The sequence below is a fragment of the Devosia lacusdianchii genome, from assembly GCF_022429625.1.
Classification (GTDB): Bacteria; Pseudomonadota; Alphaproteobacteria; order Rhizobiales; family Devosiaceae; genus Devosia; species Devosia lacusdianchii.
Map to the genome: position 1 here is coordinate 789357 of NZ_CP092483.1, position 26805 is coordinate 816161.

26 protein-coding genes and 1 tRNA gene are annotated in these 26805 nt (G+C 63.1%); 15 read left to right on the plus strand and 12 right to left on the minus strand.

The window, feature by feature from the left end; all coding sequences use genetic code 11:
* Positions 1-44 precede the first annotated feature (44 nt).
* The 3 genes from MF606_RS03865 to MF606_RS03875 all read right to left on the minus strand — a co-directional run bounded on the left by MF606_RS03865 (position 45) and on the right by MF606_RS03875 (position 5514).
* Positions 45-1700 carry an ABC transporter permease gene (locus tag MF606_RS03865; RefSeq protein ID WP_240232341.1) on the minus strand — a complete coding sequence of 552 codons (1656 nt, stop codon included), beginning with the start codon at positions 1698-1700 and terminating at the stop codon, positions 45-47.
* Between the two features lie 29 nt (positions 1701-1729).
* Positions 1730-2776 (minus strand): extracellular solute-binding protein, encoded by a 1047-nt coding sequence (locus MF606_RS03870; protein WP_240232342.1) that lies wholly within the window; start codon positions 2774-2776, stop codon positions 1730-1732.
* A gap of 212 nt (positions 2777-2988) precedes the next feature.
* Complete coding sequence (locus tag MF606_RS03875) at positions 2989-5514, minus strand: sensor histidine kinase (RefSeq protein WP_240232343.1); 2526 nt, start codon at positions 5512-5514, stop codon at positions 2989-2991.
* 330 nt (positions 5515-5844) lie between these two features.
* Here MF606_RS03875 and MF606_RS03880 point away from each other — a divergent pair.
* A tRNA-His gene (locus MF606_RS03880) sits at positions 5845-5921 on the plus strand.
* Between the two features lie 97 nt (positions 5922-6018).
* Here the strand turns inward: MF606_RS03880 and MF606_RS03885 are convergent.
* The 3 genes from MF606_RS03885 to MF606_RS03895 all read right to left on the minus strand — a co-directional run bounded on the left by MF606_RS03885 (position 6019) and on the right by MF606_RS03895 (position 9082).
* Positions 6019-7839: a pilus assembly protein gene (locus MF606_RS03885; protein ID WP_240232344.1), complete on the minus strand. Its 1821-nt coding sequence runs from the start codon at positions 7837-7839 to the stop codon at positions 6019-6021.
* 65 nt (positions 7840-7904) lie between these two features.
* The gene (locus MF606_RS03890; RefSeq protein ID WP_420842257.1) at positions 7905-8471 is read right to left on the minus strand and encodes a L,D-transpeptidase; all 567 of its coding nucleotides are present in this window, start codon (positions 8469-8471) and stop codon (positions 7905-7907) included.
* 185 nt (positions 8472-8656) lie between these two features.
* Complete coding sequence (locus tag MF606_RS03895; RefSeq protein WP_240232346.1) at positions 8657-9082, minus strand: response regulator; 426 nt, start codon at positions 9080-9082, stop codon at positions 8657-8659.
* A 125-nt stretch (positions 9083-9207) separates the two neighbouring features.
* On the opposite strand from MF606_RS03895, the gene MF606_RS03900 reads away from it, so the two are divergent.
* The 9 genes from MF606_RS03900 (at position 9208) to MF606_RS03940 (ending at position 16663) form a co-directional block, all read left to right on the plus strand.
* Positions 9208-9831 (plus strand): DNA-3-methyladenine glycosylase I, encoded by a 624-nt coding sequence (locus MF606_RS03900; RefSeq protein ID WP_240232347.1) that lies wholly within the window; start codon positions 9208-9210, stop codon positions 9829-9831.
* A gap of 351 nt (positions 9832-10182) precedes the next feature.
* Positions 10183-10443 (plus strand): hypothetical protein, encoded by a 261-nt coding sequence (locus MF606_RS03905; protein WP_240232348.1) that lies wholly within the window; start codon positions 10183-10185, stop codon positions 10441-10443.
* A gap of 101 nt (positions 10444-10544) precedes the next feature.
* On the plus strand, positions 10545-10805 hold the full coding sequence (locus MF606_RS03910) for a hypothetical protein (RefSeq protein WP_240232349.1): 261 nt from the start codon (positions 10545-10547) through the stop codon (positions 10803-10805).
* A 99-nt stretch (positions 10806-10904) separates the two neighbouring features.
* On the plus strand, positions 10905-12401 hold the full coding sequence (hisS, locus tag MF606_RS03915; RefSeq protein ID WP_240232350.1) for a histidine--tRNA ligase: 1497 nt from the start codon (positions 10905-10907) through the stop codon (positions 12399-12401).
* A gap of 190 nt (positions 12402-12591) precedes the next feature.
* Positions 12592-13656, plus strand: coding sequence for an ATP phosphoribosyltransferase regulatory subunit (locus MF606_RS03920; RefSeq protein ID WP_240232351.1), 1065 nt, complete (start codon positions 12592-12594; stop codon positions 13654-13656).
* The gene (gene hisG / locus MF606_RS03925; protein WP_240232352.1) at positions 13653-14372 is read left to right on the plus strand and encodes an ATP phosphoribosyltransferase; all 720 of its coding nucleotides are present in this window, start codon (positions 13653-13655) and stop codon (positions 14370-14372) included. Before MF606_RS03920 ends, hisG begins: the two co-directional genes overlap by 4 nt.
* 90 nt (positions 14373-14462) lie before the next feature.
* A complete protein-coding gene (locus MF606_RS03930) occupies positions 14463-14627 on the plus strand; it encodes a hypothetical protein (protein WP_240232353.1) in 165 nt (54 codons plus the stop codon).
* Positions 14628-14692: 65 nt separating this feature from the next.
* Entirely contained in the window at positions 14693-15907 is a 1215-nt protein-coding gene (locus MF606_RS03935) for a glycosyltransferase family 2 protein (protein WP_240232354.1), read from the plus strand.
* A gap of 6 nt (positions 15908-15913) precedes the next feature.
* Entirely contained in the window at positions 15914-16663 is a 750-nt protein-coding gene (locus MF606_RS03940; RefSeq protein WP_240232355.1) for a TSUP family transporter, read from the plus strand.
* Here MF606_RS03940 and MF606_RS03945 read toward each other — a convergent pair.
* From MF606_RS03945 to MF606_RS03965, 5 genes are all read right to left on the minus strand, one after another.
* Positions 16660-17550 (minus strand): SEL1-like repeat protein, encoded by an 891-nt coding sequence (locus MF606_RS03945; protein ID WP_240232356.1) that lies wholly within the window; start codon positions 17548-17550, stop codon positions 16660-16662. The two genes, MF606_RS03940 and MF606_RS03945, sit on opposite strands and share 4 nt — an antisense overlap.
* 132 nt (positions 17551-17682) lie before the next feature.
* Entirely contained in the window at positions 17683-18213 is a 531-nt protein-coding gene (locus tag MF606_RS03950) for a GNAT family N-acetyltransferase (protein ID WP_240232357.1), read from the minus strand.
* 36 nt (positions 18214-18249) lie between these two features.
* Positions 18250-18492, minus strand: a complete 243-nt coding sequence (locus tag MF606_RS03955; protein ID WP_240232358.1) for a BrnA antitoxin family protein — start codon at positions 18490-18492, stop codon at positions 18250-18252.
* 213 nt (positions 18493-18705) lie between these two features.
* On the minus strand, positions 18706-20346 hold the full coding sequence (gene groL, locus MF606_RS03960) for a chaperonin GroEL (RefSeq protein ID WP_240232359.1): 1641 nt from the start codon (positions 20344-20346) through the stop codon (positions 18706-18708).
* 51 nt (positions 20347-20397) lie between these two features.
* Positions 20398-20688 carry a co-chaperone GroES gene (locus MF606_RS03965; RefSeq protein ID WP_240232360.1) on the minus strand — a complete coding sequence of 97 codons (291 nt, stop codon included), beginning with the start codon at positions 20686-20688 and terminating at the stop codon, positions 20398-20400.
* A 182-nt stretch (positions 20689-20870) separates the two neighbouring features.
* On the opposite strand from MF606_RS03965, the gene MF606_RS03970 reads away from it, so the two are divergent.
* From MF606_RS03970 to MF606_RS03980, 3 genes are read left to right on the plus strand one after another with little or no spacing between them, the layout of a single operon-like run.
* A complete protein-coding gene (locus MF606_RS03970) occupies positions 20871-21233 on the plus strand; it encodes a DUF427 domain-containing protein (protein ID WP_240232361.1) in 363 nt (120 codons plus the stop codon).
* A 59-nt stretch (positions 21234-21292) separates the two neighbouring features.
* Positions 21293-21487: a hypothetical protein gene (locus MF606_RS03975; RefSeq protein WP_240232362.1), complete on the plus strand. Its 195-nt coding sequence runs from the start codon at positions 21293-21295 to the stop codon at positions 21485-21487.
* Positions 21488-21511: 24 nt separating this feature from the next.
* On the plus strand, positions 21512-22477 hold the full coding sequence (locus MF606_RS03980) for a DMT family transporter (RefSeq protein ID WP_240232363.1): 966 nt from the start codon (positions 21512-21514) through the stop codon (positions 22475-22477).
* A gap of 199 nt (positions 22478-22676) precedes the next feature.
* Here MF606_RS03980 and MF606_RS03985 read toward each other — a convergent pair whose 3' ends face one another.
* Entirely contained in the window at positions 22677-24107 is a 1431-nt protein-coding gene (locus MF606_RS03985) for a sigma-54-dependent transcriptional regulator (protein ID WP_240232364.1), read from the minus strand.
* Positions 24108-24248: 141 nt separating this feature from the next.
* Here MF606_RS03985 and MF606_RS03990 point away from each other — a divergent pair, with 141 nt between their 5' ends.
* Positions 24249-25457 carry an ROK family transcriptional regulator gene (locus MF606_RS03990; protein WP_240232365.1) on the plus strand — a complete coding sequence of 403 codons (1209 nt, stop codon included), beginning with the start codon at positions 24249-24251 and terminating at the stop codon, positions 25455-25457.
* A 111-nt stretch (positions 25458-25568) separates the two neighbouring features.
* Entirely contained in the window at positions 25569-26804 is a 1236-nt protein-coding gene (locus MF606_RS03995) for an EAL domain-containing protein (RefSeq protein ID WP_240232366.1), read from the plus strand.
* Position 26805 lies beyond the last annotated feature (1 nt).

Below are 26805 nucleotides of genomic sequence, written 5' to 3' on the forward strand. Positions count from 1 at the left end.
GATGATATAGGAGATAGCGTCTAACATGGCAGCAGGCGCTGCTGTTATTCTTTCCTACGATCGCCGAGCCGCGTAGCAAGAATGACCGGCACCAGCCCCGCCAGCACGATAAACAGCGCCGGCAGTGCCGCCTGGGCAAAAAGCCCGACATTGGCCCGAGAATAGACCAGCGTCGCCAACGTATCGATCCCCAACGGACGCAAGAGCAGCGTCGCCGGCAGTTCCTTGACAATTTCGACGAAAACCAGCGTCGCCGCGCTCAGGATTGCCGGCAGCAGCGTCGGCAGGTCGACACGCAGCAGCAGCTCGAGCCGCTTGGCGCCGAGCACGCGGCCGGCATCCAGCATCGCGTCGCCGCGCTTGCGGATGGCCGCGTCGAGCGTCGAGTGGCTGACTGCCAGGAACCGGATCACATAGACATAGAGCAGGGCAGCCATCGAGCCGGAAAGGATGAGGCCCGGCCGCCATCCGGAAAGCGCCATGGTCATCCGGTTGAACCACAGGTCCGCCTGTCCCAGCGGTTGCAGCAAGCCAAGCGCCAACACGGTGCCCGGAATAGCATAGCCGAGCGTCGCGAGCCGGATTGCGCCCCTGGAAACCGGACCTGAGCGATGAGCGATCTTGGCCGCGACCAGCCCGACCACAACCGTAATGATTGCCCCGAGCCCGGCCAGGGTAACAGTCGGCACCAGAGCCGCAATGGTCATGCTGACCGTCTCCGGCACGATGATGCGGAATGCCAGATAGCTCAGTTGCCCCACCGGAATGCCGAAACCTAGTGCCAGCAGCAGAAGGCAAAATCCAAGTGCCAGCCAGCGCCGGCTGCCGACAAGCACCTCGCGCGCTGGGGGCACGCGGCTGTCGCGCCGCCCCAGATAGACCCGGTTACGCCGTGCCTGGCTTTCGGCGGCGATCAGTAGCGCGATGACCAGCACTACCGTCACCGCCAACTGTGCCGCGCCGCCAAAATCCGAGCGATTGATCCAGGTCGAATAGATGATGGCCGTGATGGCATTGATGCCGAAATACTGGACCGCGCCCAGGTCGTTGACGACCTCCATCATGGCGAGCGTCACGCCCACCACCAGCGCCGGGCGTGACAGGGGCAAGGTGACGGTGAAGAAGGTCCGCATCCCGCCCGCACCCAATGTGCGCGCCGCGATATTGAGCGACGCCGACTGCATGAGGAAAAAGGCGCGGCACGCCACGTAGACATAGGGGTAGAGCACGCTCGACAGCACGATCACCGCGCCCCAGCTGCTCCTAATGTCGGGAAACCAGTAGTCCCTGAGCGTCTGCGCACCGCTAACGGCACGCAGGGCGCTTTGGACAGGCCCCGGAAATCCCAGGAATTCGACATAGCTGTAGGCCGCCAGATATGTCGGCACCGCCAGCGGCAGTACCAGCGCCCAGTCAAGCAGCCGGCGCAAGGGAAATTCGTAATGCGTCACCAGCCAGGCCGCGACCAGGCCGGTACAACCGGTGATCAGACCCACCCACGCCATCAGCAGGGCTGTCGCCCGCAGCGAGGTCGGCAGCATATTGGCCCCGAGGCCATTGCTGCCGCCAATCGCGGCCAGCGCCGACCAACCCAGCCACAGGATCGGCAGCCCCATCAGCGCCGCCAGCAAAAGCGGAACAACCGGCAGGGCAAACGCCCCGCCGGCCTTGATTTGGCTTGTTGTCTTGAGAACCGTCAAACGCTTACCGCGATTGTGGAAGGATGCGCTTAGTTCTGCGCACCTTCATTGAACTTGAGCTCGTCGACAAGTGCGGCTGCCTCGGCGCGATGGGCCGCGACATCGACCAGCGGCGTGCTGACCGGCTTCAACTGACCCCAGCTCAGCGTCAGTTCCGACGGCGAAACCGACGGCACGACCGGGAACTCGTAATTGGTGTCGGCATAGATGGTCTGGGCCTCATCCGACAGCAGGAAAGCGATCAGCGCATTGGCATTTTCGGCGTTCGGCGCGTATTTGGCGATGAAACCGCCGGCGACGTTGACCTGGGTGCCCTCACCGTCGAAGTCGGGATAGATGATCCGAGCCGAGTTCGCCCAGTCCTTCTGCTCCGGCTCGGCGTCGTTGTTGAGCATCACGCCCATGTAATAGGTGTTGGTGATCGACAGATCGCACGTGCCGGCCAGGATGTTCTTGACGCCTTCGCGGTCGCCGCCAGCAGGCGGATAGGCCAGGTTGTCGCGCACGGCGGTCAGCCAGGTGCGGGTCTCGTCGAGGCCATGCTCGGCAATGCGCTGCGCGATCAGACCGATGTTATAAGGGTGATCGCCGGGGCGGGTGCACAGGCGGCCCTTCCACTCGGGCTTGGTGATGTCGTCATAGCTCAGCGCCGTGGCGTCAACGCGATCCTTGGAGACGTAGAAAACGCGGGCGCGGAGCGACAGTGCCGTCCAGTTGTCGTCATCGTCGCGGAAGGCCTCGGGCACGCGGGCGTCGAGGTCCGGCGTAGTGATCGGCTGGGTCAGGCCCTGCTCCTCGGCGCCAACCAGGTTGCCGATATCGACCGTCAGCACCACGTCGGCGGGCGACAACTCACCCTCAGCCGCGACGCGTTCAAGCAGACCATCGCCGGCATAGAGCACATTGGCTTTGATGCCGGTCTCTTCGCTGAACTTGTCCAGTAGCGGCTGCAACAGGCTCTGCTCGCGATAGCTGTAGATGTTGACTTCGCCGCTCTGGGCGAAGGCAGGCGCGGATACGCCGGCCAGAACAACCGAACTCAGCAGGGCGACGGCAAGGCGCGTGGTCTTGGTCATGTGTTTTCTCCCGTGTGGCGCAGGTTGTGAACCTGCCTGTACGGGCTTTCCGGCAAGGTCGCAGGAAAGTCAAGAATTACATGAAATAACAATGACTTACAGTCTAGAATCATTCGAATGTTTGGAGCATTCGTGCAACGAAAACAGTCGATTAGCTGACAACGAGAAGCAACTTTAAGCGCTGCGGCTAAAAGGCGCGCTGAACTTCGGGATTATTCTGCGACGTCGGGTGTTGTCGCTCTTTCGACCAGATCGGCCGGGATCAGCAATGTGAACAGCATGCCCTGCTCGCCAGCCGGGTCCATCGACAACGAAAAGGCATTTACCGCGAGCAGGGACCGCGTCAGCGCCAGTCCCACGCTGGACCGCACCGGCGTCATCGCTGTCCCGTCACGGCTCACCCCATCGCGGAACACCACGAAGCGCTCCCCCATATCGATCGTATTGGTGGAACTGTCCCGCACATGCACAGCAATGCCGCCATCATCCTCGATCTGGGCTGAGATGACTACAGCCCCGCCAGTCGGCGTCTGGTCGATGGCGCTCGCCATCAGGTTCAGCACGGCCTGCGCCAGTGACGCCCGGTCCGCGGTAATGCGGGGCAGGTTCTCCGAAATGGCATTGCGGACGATGACGCGCGCGCTGCTCGCCTGCTGGCGGATGCGCACGACGCAGCTTTCCAGCAGCCCTGTCAGGTCGATGCTGGCGCGCTGCGGCAGATAGCGGCCGTCGCGCAGGCGCGCATAATCGTCCAGCTCGTCCACCAGTGCCGCGATTTCCTGGCCGGCGGTGGTGATATCCTCGGCATAGCTTTCATAGCGTTCATCGTCGAGGGCGCCGAACGCCTTCGACCGGATCAAATCGGAAAATCCGACAATGGTGTTCAGCGGCCGCCGCACCCCGCGGCTGATCCGGGCCAGCAGGGCCGGATCGGTATCCACCGGCCCGCTGAGCCGCGCCGGGGCGATGTCGCGACCGCGCACAAAGCCGAAATAGCCGGTGACGACGCCGGCCTGACCCTGCGCAAACAGGATGATCTCGGCCTTTCCAGAACTGGACCGCAGCGTCATGCACGGGCGCGCTGTTTCGGCAAACCGCGCCGGCCGTTCCAGAAATTCGCGCAGTGCTGGCGCCTCGCCGCTCGCCGTCACGCCGAGCAGCGGCGCGCCCTCGAGCGGCTGGCTTTCCCCGAGCAACGCCATGGCCTTTGGCGAAATGGCGCTGATCACCCCGGCCCTGTTCGTCTCGAAGTAGCCGTCCCCCCGTACATCCGCGAAGGTCTGCGCAAACGCCTGCACAGCCGCCTCGTGGCCAGTACGCACCTCTGTGGCGCTCGCTGACAGCATCAGGGCAGGGCGCCCTTGCCAGGAAATCGACTGCAGCCGCGCCGTCACCGGCACGAGCGTGCCGTCCCGTTGCACCAGGTGATTGACTGGACCCGCGCCCTGGCCCTCCGGACCAGCGGCCGGAAACACCGCCGCTAGACCAGCCGCGCGCAGGTTCTCTACAGAATCATAACCCACCATCTCGGTGATGGCCCGATTGGCGAACAGCACCTGTTGATCGCGGAACACCAGAATGCCGAGCGGTAGCCGGTTGAGTACCAGCGTTTCGCCGCCCAAATTAATCAGCGAACCGGTCTGGGCCGGGGCGCTTGCCGGCACCTGCGCCGGCTGTGCCGGGTCCCCGACGCGGTCATTCAGAATGCGCGAGAGTTCATCGAAATTGTAACGCGAAACGCGCTCGACGGACTCCGCATCGGTCGCAGGCTTGGGTGTCAGCGCCGCCAATGCGGCTTCCATGCGCTCGACATGCTTCGACACATCGGCCTCGTCAGCCAGTGGCGGTTCTGCAGCAAGCATATCCGCTTCGCCGTCCAGCTCGCTCAGCGCCGGCAGGTCCGCCTCAGCCTCGGTTTCCCCGCCGTCGGGCTCGCCCCCAATATCGGTCTCCGCGACAAAGCCTTGGCCAATCACTTTGAACAGGGTTTCGGCTGCAAGCGCTGGCGCTTCGTCGTCCTCGGTCAGCGGCGCATAGAGTGCCTCATCCTCAGCGAGGCGGTCGACCAGGCGGCTGAGTCGGCTCACCGATACCTCGGCCGGCGGCTCGACATCATTCCTGGTCTCAGGCTCATCCACGAGCACGAACTGATGGGCTGGCGACGATACCTGGTCCGCATCACGCCAATTCTCGAGTTCGCGCTGATAGGCGCTGTCGTCATCTGCGACCGGCTCGGCAAGGTCTTCTATCGATGCCTCGTCAACAGCCGCCGGTTCGACTGCCTCGATGGTTGTCGCGTGCGATTCCGCTGCTGGTTCGACAGAGGGTTCGCTTCCTGCGTCTTGTACGCGTTCGCTTGCGGCTGCTGCCAGAACCTCCGCATCGATCGGGTCGACCCCGACCACCAGCAGCGCCGTCTGGCCGTCCTGCCAGGTCAGCGGCGTCGTTGCGCACGTGCTCGACGCGGGTTTGTCGCCGGCAATGAACTGGATGCGAGCCAGGCTGGTCCGCCCGACCGAGCCAAGGCGAATGTTCCGCGCCACCTGACCTTTGATCGGCGTGGCAAGTTGCGCTCGTTTTAGTCCATGCTTCTTGAGCTTGGCGAGAAACAACTCTGCCGCCGCGTTCCGCCACAGCAGCGATTGACCATCCTGCGACCAGAGCCATGCCGGGCGCGAATCCTCGGCGTGCTGCAGCACACGTCGGGCGCTTGGCGATGTGATCCAGTCAGCATCCATGAAGGATCGTGGTCTCCGTTCCCGAGGCGATAACCTGGCGTGCCATTCCGGCACAATTGTCCCCGGAACCTTAAGGTTTCTTCAATATAGCGAGCGGCGCGCAGGGTCCAGAGCGGTGCTCGCGACCCAAAGGGCCATCGGGCGGCATGGTTAAGTCCCATTCGCTTACGAAACGTGAGCAAGCACTCCGAAGCTGTCAAACAGCCGGCGTGGAGGCAGGCGCGGACCATTGGTGACAGTCCCAAAATGGGTGCTTGTCATCATGCAATTCTCGACCTATGTTCCGCCCGCTTTCGGGACGAGCGTTCGGCCATCCCTCGCAGAGCATTTGCCGCCTTAGCTCAGTTGGTTAGAGCGCTAGATTGTGGATCTAGAGGTCCCCCGTTCAATCCGGGGAGGCGGTACCATTCCTTCTATTCTTGACACCGCCAACGTCGGCCGGCGGCATCCCTCGAGCGGGTAGAGGGCGGTGCAACGCGGAATATCCATTTTCCCGGGATGAGGCTATTGCGACAGTCGTAGCGCTGACAGCTTGTCTGCGATTGAACGGAACACCTCGTTGAGCTGGGTTGGGTTCGTCGGGAAATACGCATGTGAGCTGCTGGACGCGCAGGCCGTTAGCATGAGCTTGGTAGAAGCCGTAGCACCCAAACCGATGGTGTAGATCTCTATCCCTCTGTGCCTCTTGGCATACTCGCACGCTGCTTTTGTTCGGTTGTCCATAGCGGTCGTAACCTCGGCCGCTGTGTCGACCGATGTCTTGGGGTTCAGCGCGTTGTTGGTATTCGGGCCCAGCCGTCCGTCGTAGCGGAAGCCCCAGGAATAATAGACACTGCCGTTCATATCGGAGGAGCTGGTGATCAAGGAAGGCTCGTTGATGCCGTCGGTCATCAGGATCATGATTTTCGCGACGCGACCTGGCTCCTCGGGCAGCGCGTCTGTGATCGGCTCTCCCGAAGTCAACGCATGCATGCCCCAGACGGCGCCCTGTTGAATGTTTGTATTGCCGCTAGCGACCATGGCGTTAACCCGGCCCAGCACGGTGCCGGGCGCGTTGGTGAGCGGCAGCAGCGAGGCCGACGGGCAGGTGTAGTTAGTGGATGACGAGTTTACAGTTACTCCGTTGTATTTGCACAGGCGACTCTGCAACTCCCGATTGGTCAACGGGATATTGTAGACTCGGGTCGAGACCTGGGTGCTATTGTTTGGGTAGGTAACCGTGGCCGTTGGCGTTGCTGCGCCGGCCGGAATGCAGCTGGTGGCTCCCATAGGCGTACTGACGCCTGCGGCCGACTGCGTGTAGGTGTATGATTGTGCCCCGTTGCAGTTGGTTTTGTTTCCACTGCAACTGCGGGTGATGACCTGCGTGCAGGTCTTCGGTTTGCATGTGCCGCCCGTGTCGCTCAGGTAATTGTTGTTTGAGTTGTAGGTATCGGGCGAAAAGAGCGGAATAAACTTGCGCGTCACGAGGTCGGGCGGATCGTCCGTCGTGTCGAACGGCGCGATACGCGCTTCAATACAGCCCTGCCAACTGGTGCCGGTCTGACTGAACAGGGTTCGCCGATCCATAGGCCCTGTGAATGGCGTTGATTCTGTGTCGTCATCGTCGAAGTTGAGGATGGCGCTGTAGCCGCCGCTGGCCGCCTGCGATGCGCCGGTCCAGTCCAGCCATGCCGCATTTGCATACTGCGTGCCGATATTCACCAAGCTTGTAAACGGCACAAGTCCAATACGGAGGTTCGGATTTCGGGGTGGGCCAACTGGTTCTACGCAACCCATGCCGTCCCTGTCGTAGAACAGGATGTTGACCGCATTGCATGCCGCGCTCTTGAGGTTGCTCATCCGCGTGCCGCTCATGGAACCCGAATTGTCCAGCACCATGATGACTTCTAGGTTGAGCTGCCGGCGCGTCGCCTGCGAACGAATGCGAGCGCTCAATTGACTGACGCCGACCAATGCCACGAAGGTGGTGGGGACCTGCAACTGGGCATCCAGGGTCAGTTGGCCGTTGGCGACGTCGACCTGCGGATTGCCCATTGAAGCCACGACGCCGAATTCGCCGTCCAGCTGCTGCAGCAACAGGGCCTCGGCCCTGGTGCGTATGTCGGCAACATTAACCGGCGTTCTGAAGATTTCGGGCTGCAGCGCCAGCACTGCGGCGTCCAGCGCGATCTGTGCGCGGCTGCGCGTTTGTTCTAGCGTTACATAGTCCACCGCCGCGCCTCCGAGCGCGACCAGTACGATCGCCATCAGTCCGAAGATAACAGCAAAAACGCCGCGCTCATCGCGCCCGAAGCGCGAGACCAGTGCGAGAAGACGATGCATGACGCGGCACCCATGGAGTATTCGCCCCAGCTCGAGGCATCCCTGACTGTCGCGTAAATTCCTTATTAAAGGACAACCACCTTCGTATAAAGTTTGACCCGTTCGTAAAGGTCGATCACATCGGCGTTAGTCATGCGGATGCAGCCCGAAGACACGTTCTGACCAATACTCCACGGTTCGGTGGTGCCGTGAATACGGTATAGTGTGGACCCCAGATAAAGGGCGCGCGCGCCCAGCGGATTGTTGGGTCCGCCCTCCATGAAGCGGGGCAGTTCCGGCCGGCGTTGCAGCATTTCCGCTGGCGGGGTCCAGCTTGGCCACTCCGCCTTGCGGCTGACCTGATGGGTGCCGCTCCACTCGAAACCTGATTTGGCGACACCAATGCCGTAGCGCAAGGCGCGACCATCGCCGAGCACGAAGTAGAGAAAATGCGCGCCGGTATCGATCACGATTGTGCCGCTGCGCTCACTGGTGGGGTATTGCACCACCTGCCGTAGATAGACCGGGTTGACCTGGGTATTGGCCTGCAAGGCCAGCGCGTGCTGGGGGCGGCTCGACGTCACCGTGATGCCCGGCGGTGGTGCGAAGCGCCATCCCGGTTGCAGTCCGGCTGCCATGGCGGGCAGCAGCATTGCCCCGGCCAAACCAAGTGTCAGCGCAGTTCTCGCAGCGATTTTGAATGTCATCGTCATTGCCCGCGTCCCGCCGGCCCCCAAGCCGGCATTTCCGCTGCAATTATGCGGCGCAATGGCCAATTTGCCGTGAAGCGGCGTGGTTAAGCCATTGCTTGCATTGATGGTTAGCCAACCGCTAACCGCTAGAGGAAGATGGATTGATCCGCCGCGGCCTGCGCCGCCTGACCCAGGATGCGCCCCAGCGCGATGCCCAATTGGTCGGTGGTGAACGGCTTGACCAGCACCTCGTTCACGCCTAGCTCCCGGGCCCGCACCACATTGTCCCGGCTGGCATAGGCCGTCATCAGGATGACAGGCGTCGCCTGCGCCGCGCCGAACCGGGGGTCGCGCAATACCTGCATCAGCCCCGCGCCGCTGACATCGGGCATGTACCAATCCATCAGCATCACGTCGAACGGTTCGGTCATCAGCGCCAGTATGGCCGCTGCGCCGGCGTCGGCCTGCACCACGTCGCCCACGCCAAGTTTCTTGAGGCTTGCCGCCGAAATGGCCCGTGCATAGGCGTTGTCGTCCACCACCAGCGCTCTCAGGCGTCCCGGAATGATCATGGCAGCGTCCTCGATCAATGTACCGCCGTGGTGTCGTCAGAGGTCTGAATATCGCCATTCCGGATTCCAATCGACCCGGCCTTGGCATAACCATTCCCACCTCTGGCTTAGTGAAAGTGTATCTGATGTCAAATGAGTCGGCTTCCGATGGTCTGCCGCGCTGCCCTTGGGCTGGGGATGATGCGCTCTATCGGCACTACCACGATCGCGAATGGGGGCGTCCGGTCATCAGCGACACACGCCTGTTCGAGAAGATCTGCCTTGAAGGCTTCCAGTCGGGACTTTCCTGGATCACCATCCTGCGCAAGCGCGAACGCTTCCGCGAGGTGTTTCACGGCTTTGACATCCCCAAAGTCGCTGCGATGGGCGAGGCCGATATCGAGCGCCTGCTGCTCGACGCCGGCATTATCCGTCATCGCGGCAAGATCACGGCCACTATCAACAATGCCAAGCGCGCACTGGAACTGCAGCGCGAGTTCGGCTCGCTTGCCGCCTACTTCTGGCGCTTCGAGACCCGGCCGGAGCATCGCCCCGACGACTTGCGTTGGGAGTCGCTGCGCCTCGTCGCCCAGACGGACGCCTCGCGCGCTTTGTCCAAGGATTTGCGCAAGCGCGGCTTCAACTTCGTCGGCCCGACCACCTGCTACGCCTTCATGCAGGCCATGGGCCTGGTCAACGACCACATCGAAGGCTGTTTCTGCCGCGCCGAGGTCGAGGCCGAACGCACGGCTCTGGTGCGTCCAAGCTAAGCTGTTGCCTTTGCGCCACAATCGGCGATGCGTGCGACAACCCGCCACATCCGGGCTTGCGGATCACGGAATCGCGAGCTAGAACGCCATTGTCCATCAATGCCAACCCGAAGGAGGCAGCTACATGACAGCCATGTTCGTACTCCACGCGGGTCTCCATCATACGTGGAATTGCACCCGAGGTTGATCCTCGGCCTCAGCTCCACCTCGGCATTGCCCGCCGCGGACACTTTCTAAGCCACCAAACCACGATGCGCCAAACCGGGTCTCTGCGCCCGCGATTCTGGCCCATCCGCAAACCGCTAACCTGATCAGAGGCCGGTCCGCGTTTTGGCGCGCCCGGAAACCATCATGTCTTACAACACCCTTCCCGAGGGCAGCATCGTTCTGCGCCTCGAATTCTCCATCGCCGACGCCGTGCACCAGCGCGGGCTTCTGGCGGTTCTCGCCACGGCGATTAGCGCCTGGTGGAACCGGCCCCGCTTGCCGTCAAACCTGCCCGCTTATTTGCGGACCGATGTCGGCTTGCCGCCGGAAGCAACCCCCGCCCATTGGCTCGAAATCTCAGCCAACAAGGGCATCCCGGGGCCTCTGCGGAGGCCCGGCATGTAACCGTCAGGGGAGGCTGCGAAACCGCGGTCTCCCCCATCGGGCCTCACTCGAGGCATCACATTTCAGAAGGCCGGTTGGTTTGATCACCGCCGGATACCTCCATGTCGATCAATGTCCATGAAGATGGCAGCGTCTTGCTGCGTCTTGAATTCTATGCCGCCAAGGCGGTCCACCAGCGCGGTCTCGGCACTGTTCTGCGCGTCGTGCTCGCCGCCTGGTGGAATCGTCCCCGCATCCCGTCGGACCTGTCGCCTCGCCTGCGGGCCGATATGGGTCTGCCACCGGCACCCAGGTCGATGTTCTGGCCTGAGCCGCCGGACTATTGGCTCCTGCCGACGCCAATGTGGAAGCCGGGACCGTGACGTCAGGGAGGCCGGGAAACCCCGGCCTCCCAATCTGCCCTGCCTGTTGTCTCAATCTCCCCGATCCGCTAACAACGGCCCGACTTCAAGGACTGCCAGATGACCGAAAAAACCAAGCTGATCGTGCCGCGCCTGCCGCGTGGCTTCGAGGACCGCACGCCCGGCGAAATCGCCGCAGTGGGCGCCATGATCGACAAGATCAGGAAAGTTTACGAACGCTACGGCTTCGACCCGGTCGAAACCCCGCTTTTCGAGTTCACCGAAACGCTCGGCAAGTTCCTGCCCGATACCGACAGGCCCAATGCCGGCGTCTTCTCGCTGCAGGACGACGACGAGCAGTGGATGAGCCTGCGCTATGACCTGACGGCGCCGCTTGCCCGCTATTTCGCCGAGAATTTCGAAACCCTGCCCAAGCCCTATCGCTCCTATCGCCAGGGCTATGTCTTCCGCAACGAAAAGCCCGGTCCGGGTCGCTTCCGGCAGTTCATGCAGTTCGATGCCGACACCGTTGGGGCGGGTGGTCCCGAAGCTGACGCCGAAATGTGCATGATGATGGCCGACGTCATGGACGAGCTCGGTCTCAAGGGCCAGTACGTCGTGCGCGTCAACAACCGCAAGGTACTCGACGGCGTCCTGGCTACCGCGGGCGTCACCACCGACGACCAGAAGCTCACCGTGCTGCGCGCCATCGATAAGTTGGACAAGTTCGGTATCGACGGCGTCAAGCTGTTGCTGGGGGCAGGGCGCAAGGACGAAAGCGGCGACTTCACCAAGGGCGCCGGCCTCTCCGAAGCCCAGATCGAGCCGCTGCTGGCCTATATAGGCAGCGGCACGCCGGCTGCGGGCGTTGACAAGGGCAGCAACGCTCATGTCGTCTCGACGATCAATACGCTGGCAGGCCTCATTGGTGGCTCAGAAACCGGTCTTCAGGGCGTTCAGGAACTGGCATCGATCTTCGGCCTTGTCAGCGCCGCTGGCTTTGGCGGTCGTGTTATCCTCGACCCTTCCGTTGTCCGTGGCCTCGAATACTACACCGGTCCGGTCTTCGAGATCGAACTGACCTTCCAGGTGCAGAACGAAAAAGGCCAGCCGGTCGTTTTTGGTTCGGTTGGCGGTGGTGGCCGCTACGATGGCCTCGTCTCGCGCTTTCGCCGCGAACCTGTTCCGGCCACCGGCTTTTCCATCGGCGTTTCGCGCCTCGCCAACGCCCTCAAACTGACCGGTAATCTCGGCGCCACCGAACCATCAGGCCCGGTCGTCGTCCTCGTCATGGACAAGGAGCAGATGGCCGGCTACCAGGCTATGGTCTCCGAACTGCGCAATGCCGGCATTCGTGCCGAGATGTTCCTGGGCAACACCAAGAATTTCGGCAAGCAGGTCTCCTATGCCGACAAGCGCAATTCCCCGATTGTTATCATCGAAGGCAGTCAGGAGCGCGAGCAGGGCATCCTGCAAATTAAAGACCTGATCGCCGGCAAGGAAGCCGCCGCCGCCATCACCGACAACGCCGAATGGAAGGCCGCGCGGCCCGGCCAGTTCGAGGTGAAGCGCGAGGACCTGGTTGCCGCAGTGACGAAACTGCTGAGCGAGCAATGATGGTCGCTCCTGAACGCACGGCGTGGGGCAACCCCACCCTCAATCCCTCCCCACAAGGGGGAGGGAGGCGGTGGCACCGCGTTCAGTGGCACAATCTTGGGCTTGCTCTGGACGGGCTTCCCTCCCCCTTGTGGGGAGGGATTGAGGGTGGGGGTGTCTTTCCGCGCACGCTGGTCTTGGAGTCCTTCCCATGACCGGCGCCGCTCTCCGCCGTGCCAATCTCGAAGCCCTTGTCGAAGCCCAGGGCGCCTGCCGCGCCACCCCGCCGCTGCTGCTCTCGGCTGATCCCTATTTCGATCTCGCCGGTGAGGAATTCGGCCGCCGCCTGCTGCTGACGACCGATGCGACCGGCGCCGAACACTGCCTGCGTCCCGATTTCACGCTGCCGATCGTCACCGACTATATCGCCAATGGCGTCGGCGAGCCGGCCGCCTTCTCCTATATGGGCCCCATCTTCCGCCAGCGCGAAACCGGCCCGGCCGAGTTCGATCAGGCTGGCATCGAATTGCTGGCGCAGCCAGATGGCGATATCGCGCTTGATCAGGTGCTGACCTTCGCCCGCGCCGCGCTCTCCATCTTCGGCGTCGCACCTCAGGTGCGCCTGGGCGGGGTCGGGTTGTTCGAGGCCCTGCTGGTGCAGGCCGACATGCCCGAGGCCTGGCGCCCACGCATCCGAAACCGCTTCGGCCACACCGAGGCGCTCGATCGACTTCTGTCCCGCCTTGAGGCGGCCGCCGATGTGCCGCGTGCCAAGCAGCCCAGCCGCAAGGCGCTGGTCGACGATGTCACCGAACAGATGGTCGCCGCCGGTCTGAGTCTCTCGGAAGGTCGCACGCCGCAGGAAATCGCCGACCGCTATCTCGAACAACAGGCGCTGGACGCAGCTCATGTACCCGCGGCGACCCTCAGGCTCCTGCGTGACTATCTCGCCATTTCCGGCCCGGTCCTGCAGGCTTTGACGCAGGTGGAAGCCCTCGCCGCCCGGCACAAGCTGATGCTCGGCGCACCCATTCGCGCCATTCGCCGTCATCTCAACGGTCTGGGCGAAGCCCGTGTTACCTTCGATGCCAGTTTCTCGCCCCGTCTCGATTATTATACCGGCATCGTCTTCGAGATGACCGGCGCCAATGGCGAAGTGCTGGCCTCGGGTGGTCAGTATGACCGGCTGCTCGAGCGGCTTGGCGCCGTGGCGCCCATCGCCGCCTCCGGCTGCTCGGTGTGGGTCGATCGGCTCGAAGCGGAGGCGTCCTCATGACCGGTCTGACCCTCGCCGTCCCCTCCAAGGGCCGTCTCGAAGAACTGACCCGCGAGTGGTTCGCCGCCAAGGGCATGACCATCACGCGTCCCGGCGGCGCCCGTTCCTATCTCGGCGCTATCGAAGGCGTACCCGAAGTCACTGTGCGCTTTTTTCCGGCTTCCGAGATCGCTCGAGAACTCATCCGCGGCAACATCGATCTTGGTGTAACCGGGCTCGATCTCATCCATGAGACCAGCGAGACCGGCCCATCCAGCGTCTCCACTGTCAGCAAGCTTGGTTTCGGCAATGCCGATGTCGTGGTCGCCGTGCCCGACGCCTGGATCGACGTCACCCATCTGCATGATCTGGCCGACGTTGCCTCCGACTTCCGCTCGCGCCATGGCCGCTGGCTCCGCATCGCCACCAAATATATCACTATCACGCGCCAGCACTTTGCCCGCGCCGGCATCGCCGAATATCGCACGGTCGAAAGCCTCGGCGCCACCGAAGCCGCCCCAGCCTCCGGCGTCGCCGATATCGTGGTCGACATCACCACCACGGGGTCGACCCTGGCCGCCAATGGGCTGCGCGTGCTCGAGGATGGCGTCATGCTTCAAAGCGAGGCGTGCCTGTTCGCCGCGCGCAAGCCCGATTGGTCCGCCAAGAAGTGGGATCAGATGACGGCCTTCATGGACCGGCTCGGTCTGGGTCACGAGTTCGAACCGAAACGTTGACGCGTTCGCATCGATACGAGCGAGGCGACGGAGCGTTACCGCGCCCTGGCCGTTCTACCTCGATGGCAATACCGAGATGGAGTGTGACCCATGACCGGTGAAGTGTACGAAGGCCTGGTGATCGTGGCAGCCGTGGCTGCGATCGTCTATATCCTCTGGCGCAATAATGAAGGCGTACGCCAGGCGCGACGCGGCCCGGCCGAGAATAGTTCCGGCCGTAACGGAGCGGGCGGGAGTGGTCGCGCGGACGACTGAGCCACCCATTGCCACTATCCCCAAATCACGGCACAAGTGCCGCTGGGCCGGGGGAGAGGCCACAATTGGCCGACCAGCTCGAACTCACCATTCTCATGCCCTGCCTCAACGAGGCCGAGACATTGGCGGTTTGTATCGCCAAGGCGCGTGCATACCTCGACCGCTCCGGCATCTCAGGCGAAATCGTCATCGCCGATAACGGCTCCACCGACGGTTCCCGCGACATTGCCGTGGTCAATGGCGCCCGCGTCGTTCCCGTCAGCGAGCGTGGTTACGGCGCTGCCCTTGCCGGCGGCATTGCCGATGCGCGCGGGCGCTACGTCATCATGGGCGATGCCGATGACAGCTACGATTTCTCCCAGCTCGATGCCTTTGTCGCCGCGCTGCGCGATGGCGCCGATCTGGTGATGGGCAACCGCTTCAAGGGTGGCATCGGCCCCGGCGCCATGCCGTGGCATCACCGCTATATCGGCAATCCGGTACTGAGCTTCCTTGGGCGTCTGTTCTTCCACACGCCCATCCGCGACTTCCACTGCGGATTGCGCGGCGTGGCCCGCGACTCCATCCTGGCGCTCAAGCTGCGCACGTCAGGCATGGAATTCGCCTCCGAAATGGTGGTCAAGGCGACGCTCGCCCATCTCGACGTGCGCGAGGTGCCCACGACGCTCAAGAAGGACGGCCGCTCGCGCCCGCCGCATCTGCGCTCCTTCCGCGACGGCTGGCGGCATCTGCGGTTCCTGCTGCTGTTCTCGCCCCGCTGGCTGTTCCTCTATCCGGGGGCATTGTTGCTCGGTATCGGCCTCGTGGTCGGCGGCCTGCTGCTGCCCGGCCCCGTGCATATCGGCAGTATCGAGTTCGACGTCCACACCTTCCTCGTGGCGTCGCTCTGCATCATTGTCGGGCTGCAATCGCTGTCCTTCGCGGTCATCGGCCGGCGCTTTGCCTCGCGCTATGGCTTCATCCCGCGTTCCGACCATTATGATCGCCTGCTCGAAGCATTGACGCTCGAGCGCATCCTGGTGGTGGCGATCCTGCTCATGGTGGTTGGATTCGCGGCGCTGCTCTGGGGTGTCAGCGAGTGGGCCGAGCGCGATTTCGGCCCGCTCAACCTCACCAGCACCATGCGCGCCGTGATCTTGGCCATGACCGCCATGGTCAGTGGCTTCCAGCTGATGATGAGCGGCTTCATGTCGTCAATGATCAACATTCCCATCTACGAGCGTCGCATCGCCGAGCCGGATAGCGATAGCGCGCGCCGGACCGGCACAGATCGGACCTAGGCCTTGATGCTCGATCCCCTGATATTGCTGGCTCTGGCCTGTGTCGGCATGCTCGCCGGCTTTGTCGATGCCATTGCCGGGGGTGGCGGCATGATCTCGGTACCGGCTTTGTTGTCGGCCGGCCTGCCTCCCGTCGCCGCGCTGGCCACCAATAAGATGCAATCGGTGGTAGGCACCGGCATGGCGGCGCTCACCTACTGGCGCCGCGGTTTCGTTTCGCTCAAGGCACTGATCCCGGCCATAGCGCTGACCTATGCCGGCAGCCTTATCGGTGCGCTCGTGGTCCGGCAGATCGATACCGGCCTGCTCGATATCGCCGTGCCGGTCGCCCTGATCGGCATTGCGCTCTATTTCCTCTTCGCGCCCAATCTCTCCGATGCCGACAAGGCCGCCCGGCTGCCGTTCCACCTGTTCGTGCCGGTATTGGGTTTCGCCATCGGCTTCTATGACGGCATTTTCGGGCCGGGAACGGGCTCGTTCTTCACCATCGGCTTCGTCATGCTCTTCGGCATGGGGCTCACGCGGGCTTCGGGCAACACCAAGATCGTGAATCTGGTCTCGAACCTGGCGGCGCTGACCATCTTCATTCCGGCGGGAGACGTCGTCTGGCCGGCCGCCATCGTCATGGCAGCGGGGCAGGTGATCGGCGGCTATATCGGCGCGCGCACCGGCATCCGTTACGGCGCTAAAATTATCCGCCCACTCGTCGTTGTGGTCTCAATCCTGCTGGCCCTGCGCCTGCTATTCTCAAGCTAGAGCGCCGATCCGAATGCGGCCTCGATGGCCCGCTGCGTGCCAGGGCCGAAACTGCCGTCGATACCGCCGTCATAATAGCCGTCGCGCTTGAGCAGTTCCTGGATGGCGCGGCGATAATTGGGCGAGGTGTCGGCGCTGCCGATCTCCTTGAACTCATCCATCGCGACCTGCAAACCATTGGTCAGCGCCAGATAGGCCAGCTCGGCGGCACGCTGGCTGTCCTTGCCGACGCCGTCGCCATAGAGGTAGCGCAGCGAAAGCGCCCAATGCCCATTGGCGTCACCTGCATCCGAGGCCTTCTGGTACCAGGCCGCTGCCTCTTCGGCGTCCTTGGCGACCCCCGTTCCGCCCAGATACATATCGCCCAGCGAATACATGGCGTAGCCATAGCCATTCTCCGCCGCCCGGCGGAACCAGCGCACGGCTTCGGCATAATCTTGCCGTACGCCGTCGCCGGCACTGTACATGCTCCCAACATTGCTTTGCGCCGAGGGCAGGCCTGCTTCGGCGGCCTTCAGGTACCACTCGAAAGCCTGACCGAAATCCTGGTCGACATGCTCGCCGCGGTCGTACATCAGGCCGACCCGGTTCATCGCATAGGGGTCGCCGGCACCTGCCGCCAGCGAGTACAGTTCGAAAGCGCGCTTGTAGTCCGGCGTCTGCCCGTCATCGACAAAGTAGGCAGCGTCGGCGTCATCGAGAATTTGTTCGATATCGTCAGGGTCCACGGAGCCGCTCTGCTGCGGCGGCGTCTGCTGGGGTTGCTGCGGCTGGTGGATAGTGGTCTGCGGCGTATCGGCCTTGATCTTGGTCTTTTGAGCAAAGGCGTCGCCCGTACTGACCAATGCCAACAAGGCGACCGTAACCAACAAAACACGCCCGGACATGCCAGTCCCCCTCAAGTCACTGCTTCCTCAAGAAAATGAAACGCCTCAGCGTTGCTGTCAAATGGCCTGGTGCACCAGTCCGGTGTTGCGGTTCGGAGGAACGGGAAGCCGTGCTATAGGGAAGGCTTCTCGCTACAACCAAAAGTACCAGAACAGTGCCACTTCGCGTGTGCCCGGCATATCTGCACGATACAGATCGGCATCAAATCCCCTGAGCGCGAACCCCTGGCGTTCGTAGAAACGGCAGGCCACGAGATTGTTGTTCTGTGTTTCGAGCCGCACCGCCGGCAATCCACGCGCTTTGGCCCAGGCTTTGGTCTTGTCGATTAGGGCCGCGCCAATGCCGGCGCCGCGACGGTTGGGATCGACAGCAAGGCAATCGACCAGGCCCATGCCGTTCCAGTCGCGGCTCACGATCACGACGCCCACCACTACGCCATCGAGCAGTGCAACATAGCCTGCCTGTGTATCGTCGGAAATTGCCGCTTCGAGGTCCTCGCGGGCATCGAGATAGCTTTTGCGGTACGGGGTGACGGAGCGCGGCAGCAGTTGTAGGCCGGCCTCGAAGTGGGTCACCTCGCCTTCCTCGCTGACCATGAACGAGGCATCGATGGCAGCGGCTGCTGCCAGATTGGTCTTGTCGAGCGAAACAACGCGCAGCATTTCGCCCTCCGAACCCACGCGCGCCACCACAGCCGTTCAGCCGTTATCGGCGCTATCCAGGCCCGCGCTCTGACGCAGAGCAGCGTTGATCCGGTCCTGCCAGCCGGGACCATCCTCCTGGAAGTGTTCGAGAACAGCTCGATCGAGGCGCAGCGTCACCATTTCCTTGCCCGAAGGTGGGGCGATCGTCTTTGGTGCGGCTTCTACCGGCTTGCTGGTCACAGCCTTGAAGGCGGCTTCTGCCTGGTCGAATGCACTGCCACGTCTTGGTGTCCGCATGAAATCCTCTCGATGGGCGCTTGCCGCACTGTAATGCCACGCCATTGCGCGCGGAATAAGAAAAAGGCGCAGTGTTTCCACTGCGCCTTTCCACGAAGTTCGTGACTGGGAAGAAACGAACCTCGAAGCTGGATAAGACTTCTTAGAAGTCCATACCGCCATTCGGACCGGCTTGACCGGTCCGAACACTTTGCATTTTGGGCGTTGGACTTCTTAGAAGTCCATACCGCCCATGCCGCCCATGCCGCCGCCGCCAGGCATTGCCGGTGCAGCTTCCTTCGGGGCTTCGACGATGAGGGCCTCGGTGGTGATCAGCAGCGAAGCAACCGAAGCAGCGTCCTGCAGGGCAGTGCGAACCACCTTCACCGGGTCGATAACGCCCATGGTGATCAGATCACCATATTCGCCGGTCGCGGCATTGTAGCCGAAGGTCGACGAGCTGTTCTCGAGGATCTTGCCGACGACGACGGAGCCTTCGGCACCGGCATTGTTGGCGATCGTGCGCACCGGCTCCTGCAGAGCGCGGCGAACGATGGCGATACCAGCAGCCTGGTCGGCATTGGCGCCCTTGACGGTCATGGCGTTCGAAGCACGCAGCAGCGCAACGCCACCACCGGCAACGATGCCTTCTTCAACGGCAGCGCGGGTTGCGTTCAGCGCGTCGTCGACGCGGTCCTTGCGCTCCTTGACTTCGACTTCCGTCGAGCCGCCGACCTTGATCACCGCAACGCCACCGGCGAGCTTTGCCAGGCGTTCCTGCAGCTTTTCCTTGTCGTAGTCCGAAGTGGTTTCTTCGATCTGCGACTTGATCTGGCCAACGCGGCCCTGGATGTCTTCCTGGGTGCCGGCGCCGTCGACGATCGTGGTGTTTTCCTTGGTGATTTCAACGCGCTTGGCAGTGCCGAGCATGTCGATGGTCACGTTCTCGAGCTTGATGCCGAGATCTTCGGAGATCACCGAACCACCGGTCAGGATGGCGATGTCTTCCAGCATGGCCTTGCGGCGGTCGCCGAAGCCAGGTGCCTTGACGGCAGCAACCTTGAGGCCGCCACGCAGACGGTTGACGACGAGGGTCGCGAGAGCCTCGCCTTCGATGTCTTCGGCAATGATCAGCAGCGGGCGCTGCGACTGCACGACCGACTCAAGGATCGGCAGGATAGCCTGAAGGTTCGACAGCTTCTTCTCGTGTAGGAGGATCACAGGATCTTCCAGAACGGCGGTCATCTTCTCGGCATTGGTCACGAAGTAGGGCGACAGGTAGCCGCGGTCGAACTGCATGCCTTCAACGACATCGAGTTCGGTCTCAGCGGTCTTGGCTTCTTCGACGGTGATGACACCCTCGTTGCCGACCTTCTGCATCGCTTCGGCAATCATGTCACCGATGGACGATTCACCGTTGGCCGAAATGGTGCCGACCTGGGCAACTTCGGACGACGACTTGATCTTGGACGAAGCGGCCTTGAGCGAAGCAACGACTTCTTCAACAGCCAGATCGATACCGCGCTTCAGATCCATCGGGTTGAACCCGGCGGCAACAGCCTTGACGCCTTCGACAACGATAGCCTGACCCAGAACGGTCGCGGTGGTGGTGCCGTCACCGGCAATGTCGTTGGTCTTGGAAGCGACCGAACGCAGGAGCTGGGCGCCCAGGTTCTCGAACTTGTCTTCCAGTTCGATTTCCTTGGCGACGGTCACGCCGTCCTTGGTGATGCGCGGGGCGCCGAACGACTTTTCGATAACGACGTTACGACCCTTGGGGCCGAGGGTCACCTTGACCGCATTGGCCAGGATGTTGACGCCGCGCAGCATCTTGTCGCGGGCATCGGTCGAGAACTTTACTTCTTTAGCGGCCATGGTTGGCGCTCCTTAAGAATGGTTGAAACGACGAAAGGGCAGGGAAGTCGCTTAGACTTCGACGATGCCCATGATGTCGGATTCCTTCATGATCAGCAGGTCTTCGCCGTTGAGCTTGACCTCGGTGCCGCTCCACTTGCCGAACAGCACGCGGTCGCCGGCCTTGACGTCGAGGGCATTGATCTTGCCGCTTTCGTCACGGGCGCCGGGGCCCACGGAGACGATCACGCCCTCGGAGGGCTTTTCCTTGGCGGTGTCGGGGATGATGATCCCGCCTTTGGTCTTTTCTTCGCTGTCGAGACGGCGGACGACCACGCGGTCGTGCAGAGGACGGAAGCCCATGATTGCTCCTTCTGGCATCATATAAAATGCAATTTTTCGGCTGTTAGCACTCGTCATTGTAGAGTGCTAACAGGTGCCGGGGATATATGGCTGGGGCCTGGAGGAGTCAAGGTCGGGTGAACCGACTTTGACTTCGCGCGTTTGATCCTTGTCGATCGCCCACCGCACAAGAGCAGCTAATTATGACGCGTCAATGTCTCGACAAAGATATCAAGATCACCCCGGTTTCAGGTCGCGTGCATGTCATTTTCGATGACGCCGAAATCGCCAGTTCGCTCCGGGCGCTCGAGGTCGAGGAGCCTGGCGAGCCGGTGCGCATCTATGTGCCGCGCGAAGACGTCCAGCCCGGCATTCTTGAGGCGTCCGAAACCCGCACGAGCAATCCCGCTATGGGAGAGGCGTCCTACTACACGATCAAGACGCTCACCGCCGACGGTCCCGACCAAGTCTGGTACTATCCCGACCCATGCCCGCAAGTTGAGTCCATTCGCGATCACCTCGCCTTTCGTGGCGACCGCATCGAGTATCGCCGCTCCGAGGTCTAGCAGCGACCGGGGCAACTTTCCCCCTTCCACCCCGCGCGAACCTGCGCCATAAGGCAGGCATGACCCAAGATAGCACCCTACAGATCAAGCTGCGCCTCAAGGGCGGCAGCGGCCCGAACGCCAACTGGCATTGGGAAATTCACGATGCCAACGGCAAGGTGATCAAGACCGGCTCTGCCGTCGGCCCCGAGCACAAGGCGTTCGCCACTGCGCGTATCGCCAAGGAAAAGCTGGAGCAATCCGCTAGCCGCTAAGGCGGCTCAAAAGACGAGATTGCCGTGACCACTCCAGCGCCACCCAACCCGGCAAGCCCCGCGCAACACACGGGCGGGCCGTTACGTGGCATTACGCTCAAGGTGCTCTCGGTCTGCTTCTTCGTCGTCATGGCGACCCTGCTCAAGGCCACCGCAACCATCCCCGCTGGGGAATTGGTGTTCTTCCGCTGCTTCTTCGCCATCCTGCCGGTTGTCGCTTACCTGCTCTGGCGGCGGCAATTGCGTACGGCGCTGCATACGCGTAACCCGCTCGGCCATGTGGTCAGGGCGCTTGTCGGCGCATCCTCCATGGGGCTCGGCTTCTTCGCCCTCACCCGCCTGCCGCTGCCCGAGGCGACGGCCATCGGCTATGCCGCGCCATTGCTGATCGTCCTGTTCAGCGCCGTCCTGCTCAAGGAGAAGGTTCATGCCTTCCGCTGGACGGCGGTGGTCATCGGCCTTGTCGGCGTCGTCATCATCCTCTGGCCCCGTCTGACGCTGTTCTCCAGCGGGCAGCCGCTTGGCAACAACGAGGCGATCGGCGCTGCGGCCGCATTCGGCGGCGCCATTCTTACCGCCTTCGCCATGATGCAGGTGCGCAAACTCGTGCAGACCGAGCGCACCGAGGCGATCGTCATCTACTTTTTTATCAGCGCCAGCGTGCTGTCGCTTGCCACCATCCCCTTCGGCTGGGTCATGCCCACGCCCACTCAGGCGGCGCTACTGATCGGCGCGGGATTTGCCGGCGGAATCGGGCAATTGCTGCTGACCTCATGCTACCGCTATGCCGACATGTCGGTCATCGCACCGTTCGAATATGTCTCGCTATTGCTGACCATTGTCATCGGCTTCGCCGTGTTCGGCGATATCCCGACCGTCGCGATGATCCTGGGCGCCTTGATCATCGTATTCTCGGGCATCGCCGTGATCCTGCGCGAACACTATCTCGGCCTCGACCGCGTCAAGGCACGTGAAGCCAATACGCCTTAGGCGCGCCCTCGTTACCACGGGCGCTGCATCAACTTGGCCCTTGCGTAGCGTGTTTCAGTGCATCCGATTTTGTTTCCATCGTCATTGCCCAGCTTGTCCGGGCAATCCAGCCACGCCCGCAGTCCGCACTGGACCACCCGAACAAGTCGGGTGGTGACGGGCGTGGAGGGGACCGGGATTCCGATTGGAAGTCAGACGCCTAGCTCGCCACCGCCATATCGGCCCAGCTCTGCCGCTTGCGATAAATGGTGGATGGGCTGATCTCCAGCGCCGCCGCCGCCAGCGAGACATTGCCGCCGAAGCTGGCGATCGCGTCTTCGATGATGCGTTGTTCCTGCTGCCACATCGGCAAAATGGCCGGCCGGCGCTCCGTGCGTGGCTGGCTCTCGGCCACGGGCACGATGCCGCGCGATTCGATATCGGCTGCCGCCAGCATGGCGGGCGTGATCTCGCCGCCGTCGAACATCACGACGAGCCGGCGCACCAGGTTCTGCAATTGCCGCACATTGCCCGGCCAGTCGCCCGAGGCGAGGATCCCCGCCACATCAGGCGAGTAACCGTCAAAACTCTTGTGCTCCTCGGCCGCGTAGCGTTCGAGGAAATGCCGCGCCAGCACCATGATATCGGTCGGCCGCTGGCGCAGGGGCGGCAGGTGGATCGGCAGAACATGCAGCCGGTAGAACAGGTCCTCGCGGAACTTCTTGTCGGCGATGAGCTGCATCGGATTGCGATTGGTGGCGCAGATCACCCGCACATCGACGTGCCTGACGCCCGATTCGCCCACGCGGCTCAGTGTGCCGGTCTGGAGGAACCGCAGCAGCTTGCTCTGCAGCGACAGGTCCATCTCGCCGATTTCGTCGAGGAACAGCGTACCGCCATCAGCCAGTTCGGCCGCGCCTTTGCGGTCTTCGTGGGCACCGGTAAAGGCGCCTCGCGCTACGCCGAACAGCTCGCTCTCCATCAGGTCGCGGGGAATGGCGGCGCAATTGATGGCCACCATGCGCTTGCCGCCACGCGGTCCCTTGGCGTGCAACGCCTCCGCACACACATCCTTGCCCGTGCCGCTTTCGCCGGTGATGAAGACCGGCGCCGCCGACGCTGCGATCCGGCCGATCTGCTCGTAGACGAATTGCATGGCGCTCGATGCGCCGATAAAGCCCGCGAAATCCCTGATGCCATCGGCCACCGGGGCTTCGATGCTGAGCGTGCGTCCTTTGCCGTGGCGCTGCGCCAATTCGCCGATCCGCGCCACCATGGCCGGCCCGTTGATGGGCTTGGCCACATAGTCATGGGCTCCGGCGCGCATCGCGCCGACCGCTGCCGATACGGAGGTCCCGTCCGACAGCGCCACCACCAGCGCACCCTGCGCCAGCCGCACCAGGCGCGTCACGGCGTCGTCGCTCCGATCGGACAAGTCGCCGAGGCTGGAAAGATCGGCCAATACGATATCGAAGCCGGAATCACGCAGCAGGTCGGCCGCCTGCCGTCCGCTCGTCACGGTGGTGATACGCGCGGACAGGCCCAGGCTCTGGGTCAGCGTTTCTGCCACCAGATGCGCGTGAGGCTCGTCCCGGTCGACCAGCAACAGCCGTCCATTGGGCGCGCCGTCGCTTCGAGTGTGCATCGCCATGCGGCCAGTCCTCGCATTTGTCTTGCAGCGATTGTTGGTCAACAGGGTAAATAATCCGTTCCGACTGTCGCAAATTGCAGGATGTACCTGTGCAGGCATTGCGCTTGCTTGCCCCGTTGCCTCCCGACTAAGACTCTTCCCATGCGGAAGGACTCAGTGACGCCCAAGATGGAGCCGATGGCGCGCGGCGTGGCGCAGTCGGGTGTACGGCTCGCCAATGAGCGCGCCGTGCTGACGCTCATCGCCGTCAATGCGGGCGCGTCCAATGCTGATCTGGCGCGGCTCTCCGGCTTGGGTCCGCAAACCACGTCGCGCATCGTTGCCGAGCTGGAACAGCGGGGTCTGGTGATCCGTGGGCAGGTGCTGCGCGGCCGCCGCGGCCAGCCGGCAACGCCGCTCTTTCTCAATCCGCACGGCGCCTATGCTATCGGCGTCGAAATCGGCTGGCAGCATCTGGAAGTGCTGCTGTTCGATATGGCGGGCAAAACCATCGCCAGCGTCCGGCGCAGCTATCCCTGGCCCGATGCCCGGACGATCCTGGCCGCCGCCACCGCCGAAATCGCCACGATTCGCGCCGGCATGTCCGAGCTGCAGCGCAGCCGGCTGATCGGCATCGGCCTCGCCAGCCCGTCTTTCATCGAACGGTATGTCTGCCGCCTTGGCGCCCCCGACGAGCAGGAGGCGCTCTGGGAGGGACTGAACCTCGCCGAGCGAATCGCCCGCGAGGCTGGATTGCCCACCGAATGGTTCAACGACGGCAGCGCCGGCTGCTGGGCCGAGCTCATTGCCCGGGCCCTGCCGGTCTCGCCCGGCCTGGCCTATTTGCGCGTCGGCACGTTCGTGGGCGCCGGCATCGTGGTCGAGGGCGAGCTGTGGGAAGGCCGCAGCGGCAATGCCGCCAATCTGGGTGGCATCGTGGTTTCGGACGGGGCCGGCCAGCCCATCTCGGTCCACCAGGTCGCTTCGATCGTCGCCCTGCGCCGGCAGCTCGAAGAGATCGGCCAGGCCATCCCAGATGGCAATCCGCTCAACTGGGATTGGCAGACGCTGGAGCCGGTGGTGAGCCACTGGCTCGATACGGCCGGTCTGGCGCTGGCCAAGGCCGTCATCAATACCCGGGCGGTGATCGAGTTCGACACAGCCGTGATCGGCGGCGTCATGCCGCGCGCCATAGTGGAGCGGCTCCTGGAGCGCGTGCGTCACCATATGGCGGGGTTGCCCTCTGGACCCTCCGATCCGCCTTCGATCGATATCGGTCACCTCGGCGCTTCGGCGGCAGCGACCGGCGCGGCGCAGCTGGTGCTGTTCCGACGCTTCTTCTCCCGCGCCTGGAACCTCTTTGCGGCTTGATCCCTGAATAAGCCTTGGAAGAGCTGGCCCGCGGCTTTTGTGGTGCCTTGCGCGATGCTAAGAGGGTAGGGCCGAATCCCGGCGCTTGAAGAGGGTTCCGAGGTCCCGCGCGTGCAGGCTCTGGTCTATACGTTCATTGCCCTTGCGGCGGCCGGCGTTGGCGCCACCGCCTATTTCGGGCTGACCTTCACGCCGGCCGAGGCGATCCTGGCCGCCGTGGTTTTCGGCTGCTCCTGCGTCGTCCTGCTCGAACGCAGCTTGCGCCAGCGCGCAGAGAACCGCCTCGAACGCGCCATCGAAGACCTGTCGCGCCTGCTCGCAACCGACGCCCAGGCCGGCGCCGTGCTGGGTCAGCGCATCAACGCCATGGCCGACGTCAATGCCGCGGTGCGGCTGGAAAGCGTCGAGGCCGATATTTCCGTGCTCGGCACTGTCATCCGGCAGGTCGCCGAGGCCGTGTCCGATATCGAGGAGCGCGCCAAGCCCCAGGCCAGCGGGCGCGACCGCATGATCGCCGCCGCGCCGCCGCCGCCCGCCGTTATGCGCGAACCCGAGCCAGTCATTCCGCTCGAAATGCTGCGCCAGGCCGTGGCCGAAAACCGCCTGATCTACCACATCCAGCCGGTGGTGAAGCTGCCGCAGCGCCGTCCGCAGGGCTATGATCTGGTGCCCCGGCTGATGCTCGAAGATGGCGATCTTGCCGACCGAGCTGACTTCATGCCCCGCCGTGGCGGTGAGGACGTGCAGCGCCACATCGAGGGTATCGGGCTGGTCGAGGCCATCACCATCGCACGCCGTGCCCGCACCGGCGGCCAGCCGGTGACGCTCTACATTCCATTGTCTCGCGCCACCCTTGGCGATTCGGCCTCGTCCGAGCAGCTGATCGTCTCGCTCGAGGCCAATAGGGCCATCGCACCTGGGCTGATCTTTGCCATCAACGAAGCCGACTGGCAGAGCCTCACCACCGGCGAACGCGCTATCGCCGATGCGATAGCCAAGAAGGGCGCCGGTTTCTCGCTGCTCAACGTCAAGTCGCTGCGGGTCGACGTCGCTGAACTGGCTGCCCAAGGCGTGCGTTCGCTGCGCATCGATGCCGCGCGCTTCATCGACGAGCCCGAGGTCTATACCGACTTCCACGCCTCCGACATTGCCAACTATGTCGCGCGCTTCGAGGTAGTCCTGCTGGCAACCGGAATTTCCAGCGAACGCCAGATCGTTGAGCTGCTCGAAGACGGCATAACGCTGGTTCAGGGACCCCATGTCGCTGCACCCGGCCCCGTACGCCCCGACCTGATGGTCGAGGCCCCGCGCCCAGCGACTCCGCAGTTGCGCCGGGTCGAATTCTAGA

What these genes read in the sequence shown, in the direction of transcription:
- MF606_RS03870 (WP_240232342.1), bottom strand. Translation starts at nt 2,776, where the DNA reads ATGACCAAGACCACGCGCCTTGCCGTCGCCCTGCTGAGTTCGGTTGTT.
- MF606_RS03875 (WP_240232343.1), bottom strand. Translation starts at nt 5,514, where the DNA reads ATGGATGCTGACTGGATCACATCGCCAAGCGCCCGACGTGTGCTGCAG.
- MF606_RS03885 (WP_240232344.1), bottom strand. Translation starts at nt 7,839, where the DNA reads ATGCATCGTCTTCTCGCACTGGTCTCGCGCTTCGGGCGCGATGAGCGC.
- MF606_RS03890 (WP_420842257.1), bottom strand. Translation starts at nt 8,471, where the DNA reads ATGCTGCTGCCCGCCATGGCAGCCGGACTGCAACCGGGATGGCGCTTC.
- MF606_RS03895 (WP_240232346.1), bottom strand. Translation starts at nt 9,082, where the DNA reads ATGATCATTCCGGGACGCCTGAGAGCGCTGGTGGTGGACGACAACGCC.
- MF606_RS03900 (WP_240232347.1), top strand. Translation starts at nt 9,208, where the DNA reads ATGTCAAATGAGTCGGCTTCCGATGGTCTGCCGCGCTGCCCTTGGGCT.
- MF606_RS03905 (WP_240232348.1), top strand. Translation starts at nt 10,183, where the DNA reads ATGTCTTACAACACCCTTCCCGAGGGCAGCATCGTTCTGCGCCTCGAA.
- MF606_RS03910 (WP_240232349.1), top strand. Translation starts at nt 10,545, where the DNA reads ATGTCGATCAATGTCCATGAAGATGGCAGCGTCTTGCTGCGTCTTGAA.
- hisS (WP_240232350.1), top strand. Translation starts at nt 10,905, where the DNA reads ATGACCGAAAAAACCAAGCTGATCGTGCCGCGCCTGCCGCGTGGCTTC.
- MF606_RS03920 (WP_240232351.1), top strand. Translation starts at nt 12,592, where the DNA reads ATGACCGGCGCCGCTCTCCGCCGTGCCAATCTCGAAGCCCTTGTCGAA.
- hisG (WP_240232352.1), top strand. Translation starts at nt 13,653, where the DNA reads ATGACCGGTCTGACCCTCGCCGTCCCCTCCAAGGGCCGTCTCGAAGAA.
- MF606_RS03930 (WP_240232353.1), top strand. Translation starts at nt 14,463, where the DNA reads ATGACCGGTGAAGTGTACGAAGGCCTGGTGATCGTGGCAGCCGTGGCT.
- MF606_RS03940 (WP_240232355.1), top strand. Translation starts at nt 15,914, where the DNA reads ATGCTCGATCCCCTGATATTGCTGGCTCTGGCCTGTGTCGGCATGCTC.
- MF606_RS03945 (WP_240232356.1), bottom strand. Translation starts at nt 17,550, where the DNA reads ATGTCCGGGCGTGTTTTGTTGGTTACGGTCGCCTTGTTGGCATTGGTC.
- MF606_RS03950 (WP_240232357.1), bottom strand. Translation starts at nt 18,213, where the DNA reads ATGCTGCGCGTTGTTTCGCTCGACAAGACCAATCTGGCAGCAGCCGCT.
- MF606_RS03955 (WP_240232358.1), bottom strand. Translation starts at nt 18,492, where the DNA reads ATGCGGACACCAAGACGTGGCAGTGCATTCGACCAGGCAGAAGCCGCC.
- groL (WP_240232359.1), bottom strand. Translation starts at nt 20,346, where the DNA reads ATGGCCGCTAAAGAAGTAAAGTTCTCGACCGATGCCCGCGACAAGATG.
- MF606_RS03965 (WP_240232360.1), bottom strand. Translation starts at nt 20,688, where the DNA reads ATGGGCTTCCGTCCTCTGCACGACCGCGTGGTCGTCCGCCGTCTCGAC.
- MF606_RS03970 (WP_240232361.1), top strand. Translation starts at nt 20,871, where the DNA reads ATGACGCGTCAATGTCTCGACAAAGATATCAAGATCACCCCGGTTTCA.
- MF606_RS03975 (WP_240232362.1), top strand. Translation starts at nt 21,293, where the DNA reads ATGACCCAAGATAGCACCCTACAGATCAAGCTGCGCCTCAAGGGCGGC.
- MF606_RS03985 (WP_240232364.1), bottom strand. Translation starts at nt 24,107, where the DNA reads ATGGCGATGCACACTCGAAGCGACGGCGCGCCCAATGGACGGCTGTTG.
- MF606_RS03990 (WP_240232365.1), top strand. Translation starts at nt 24,249, where the DNA reads ATGCGGAAGGACTCAGTGACGCCCAAGATGGAGCCGATGGCGCGCGGC.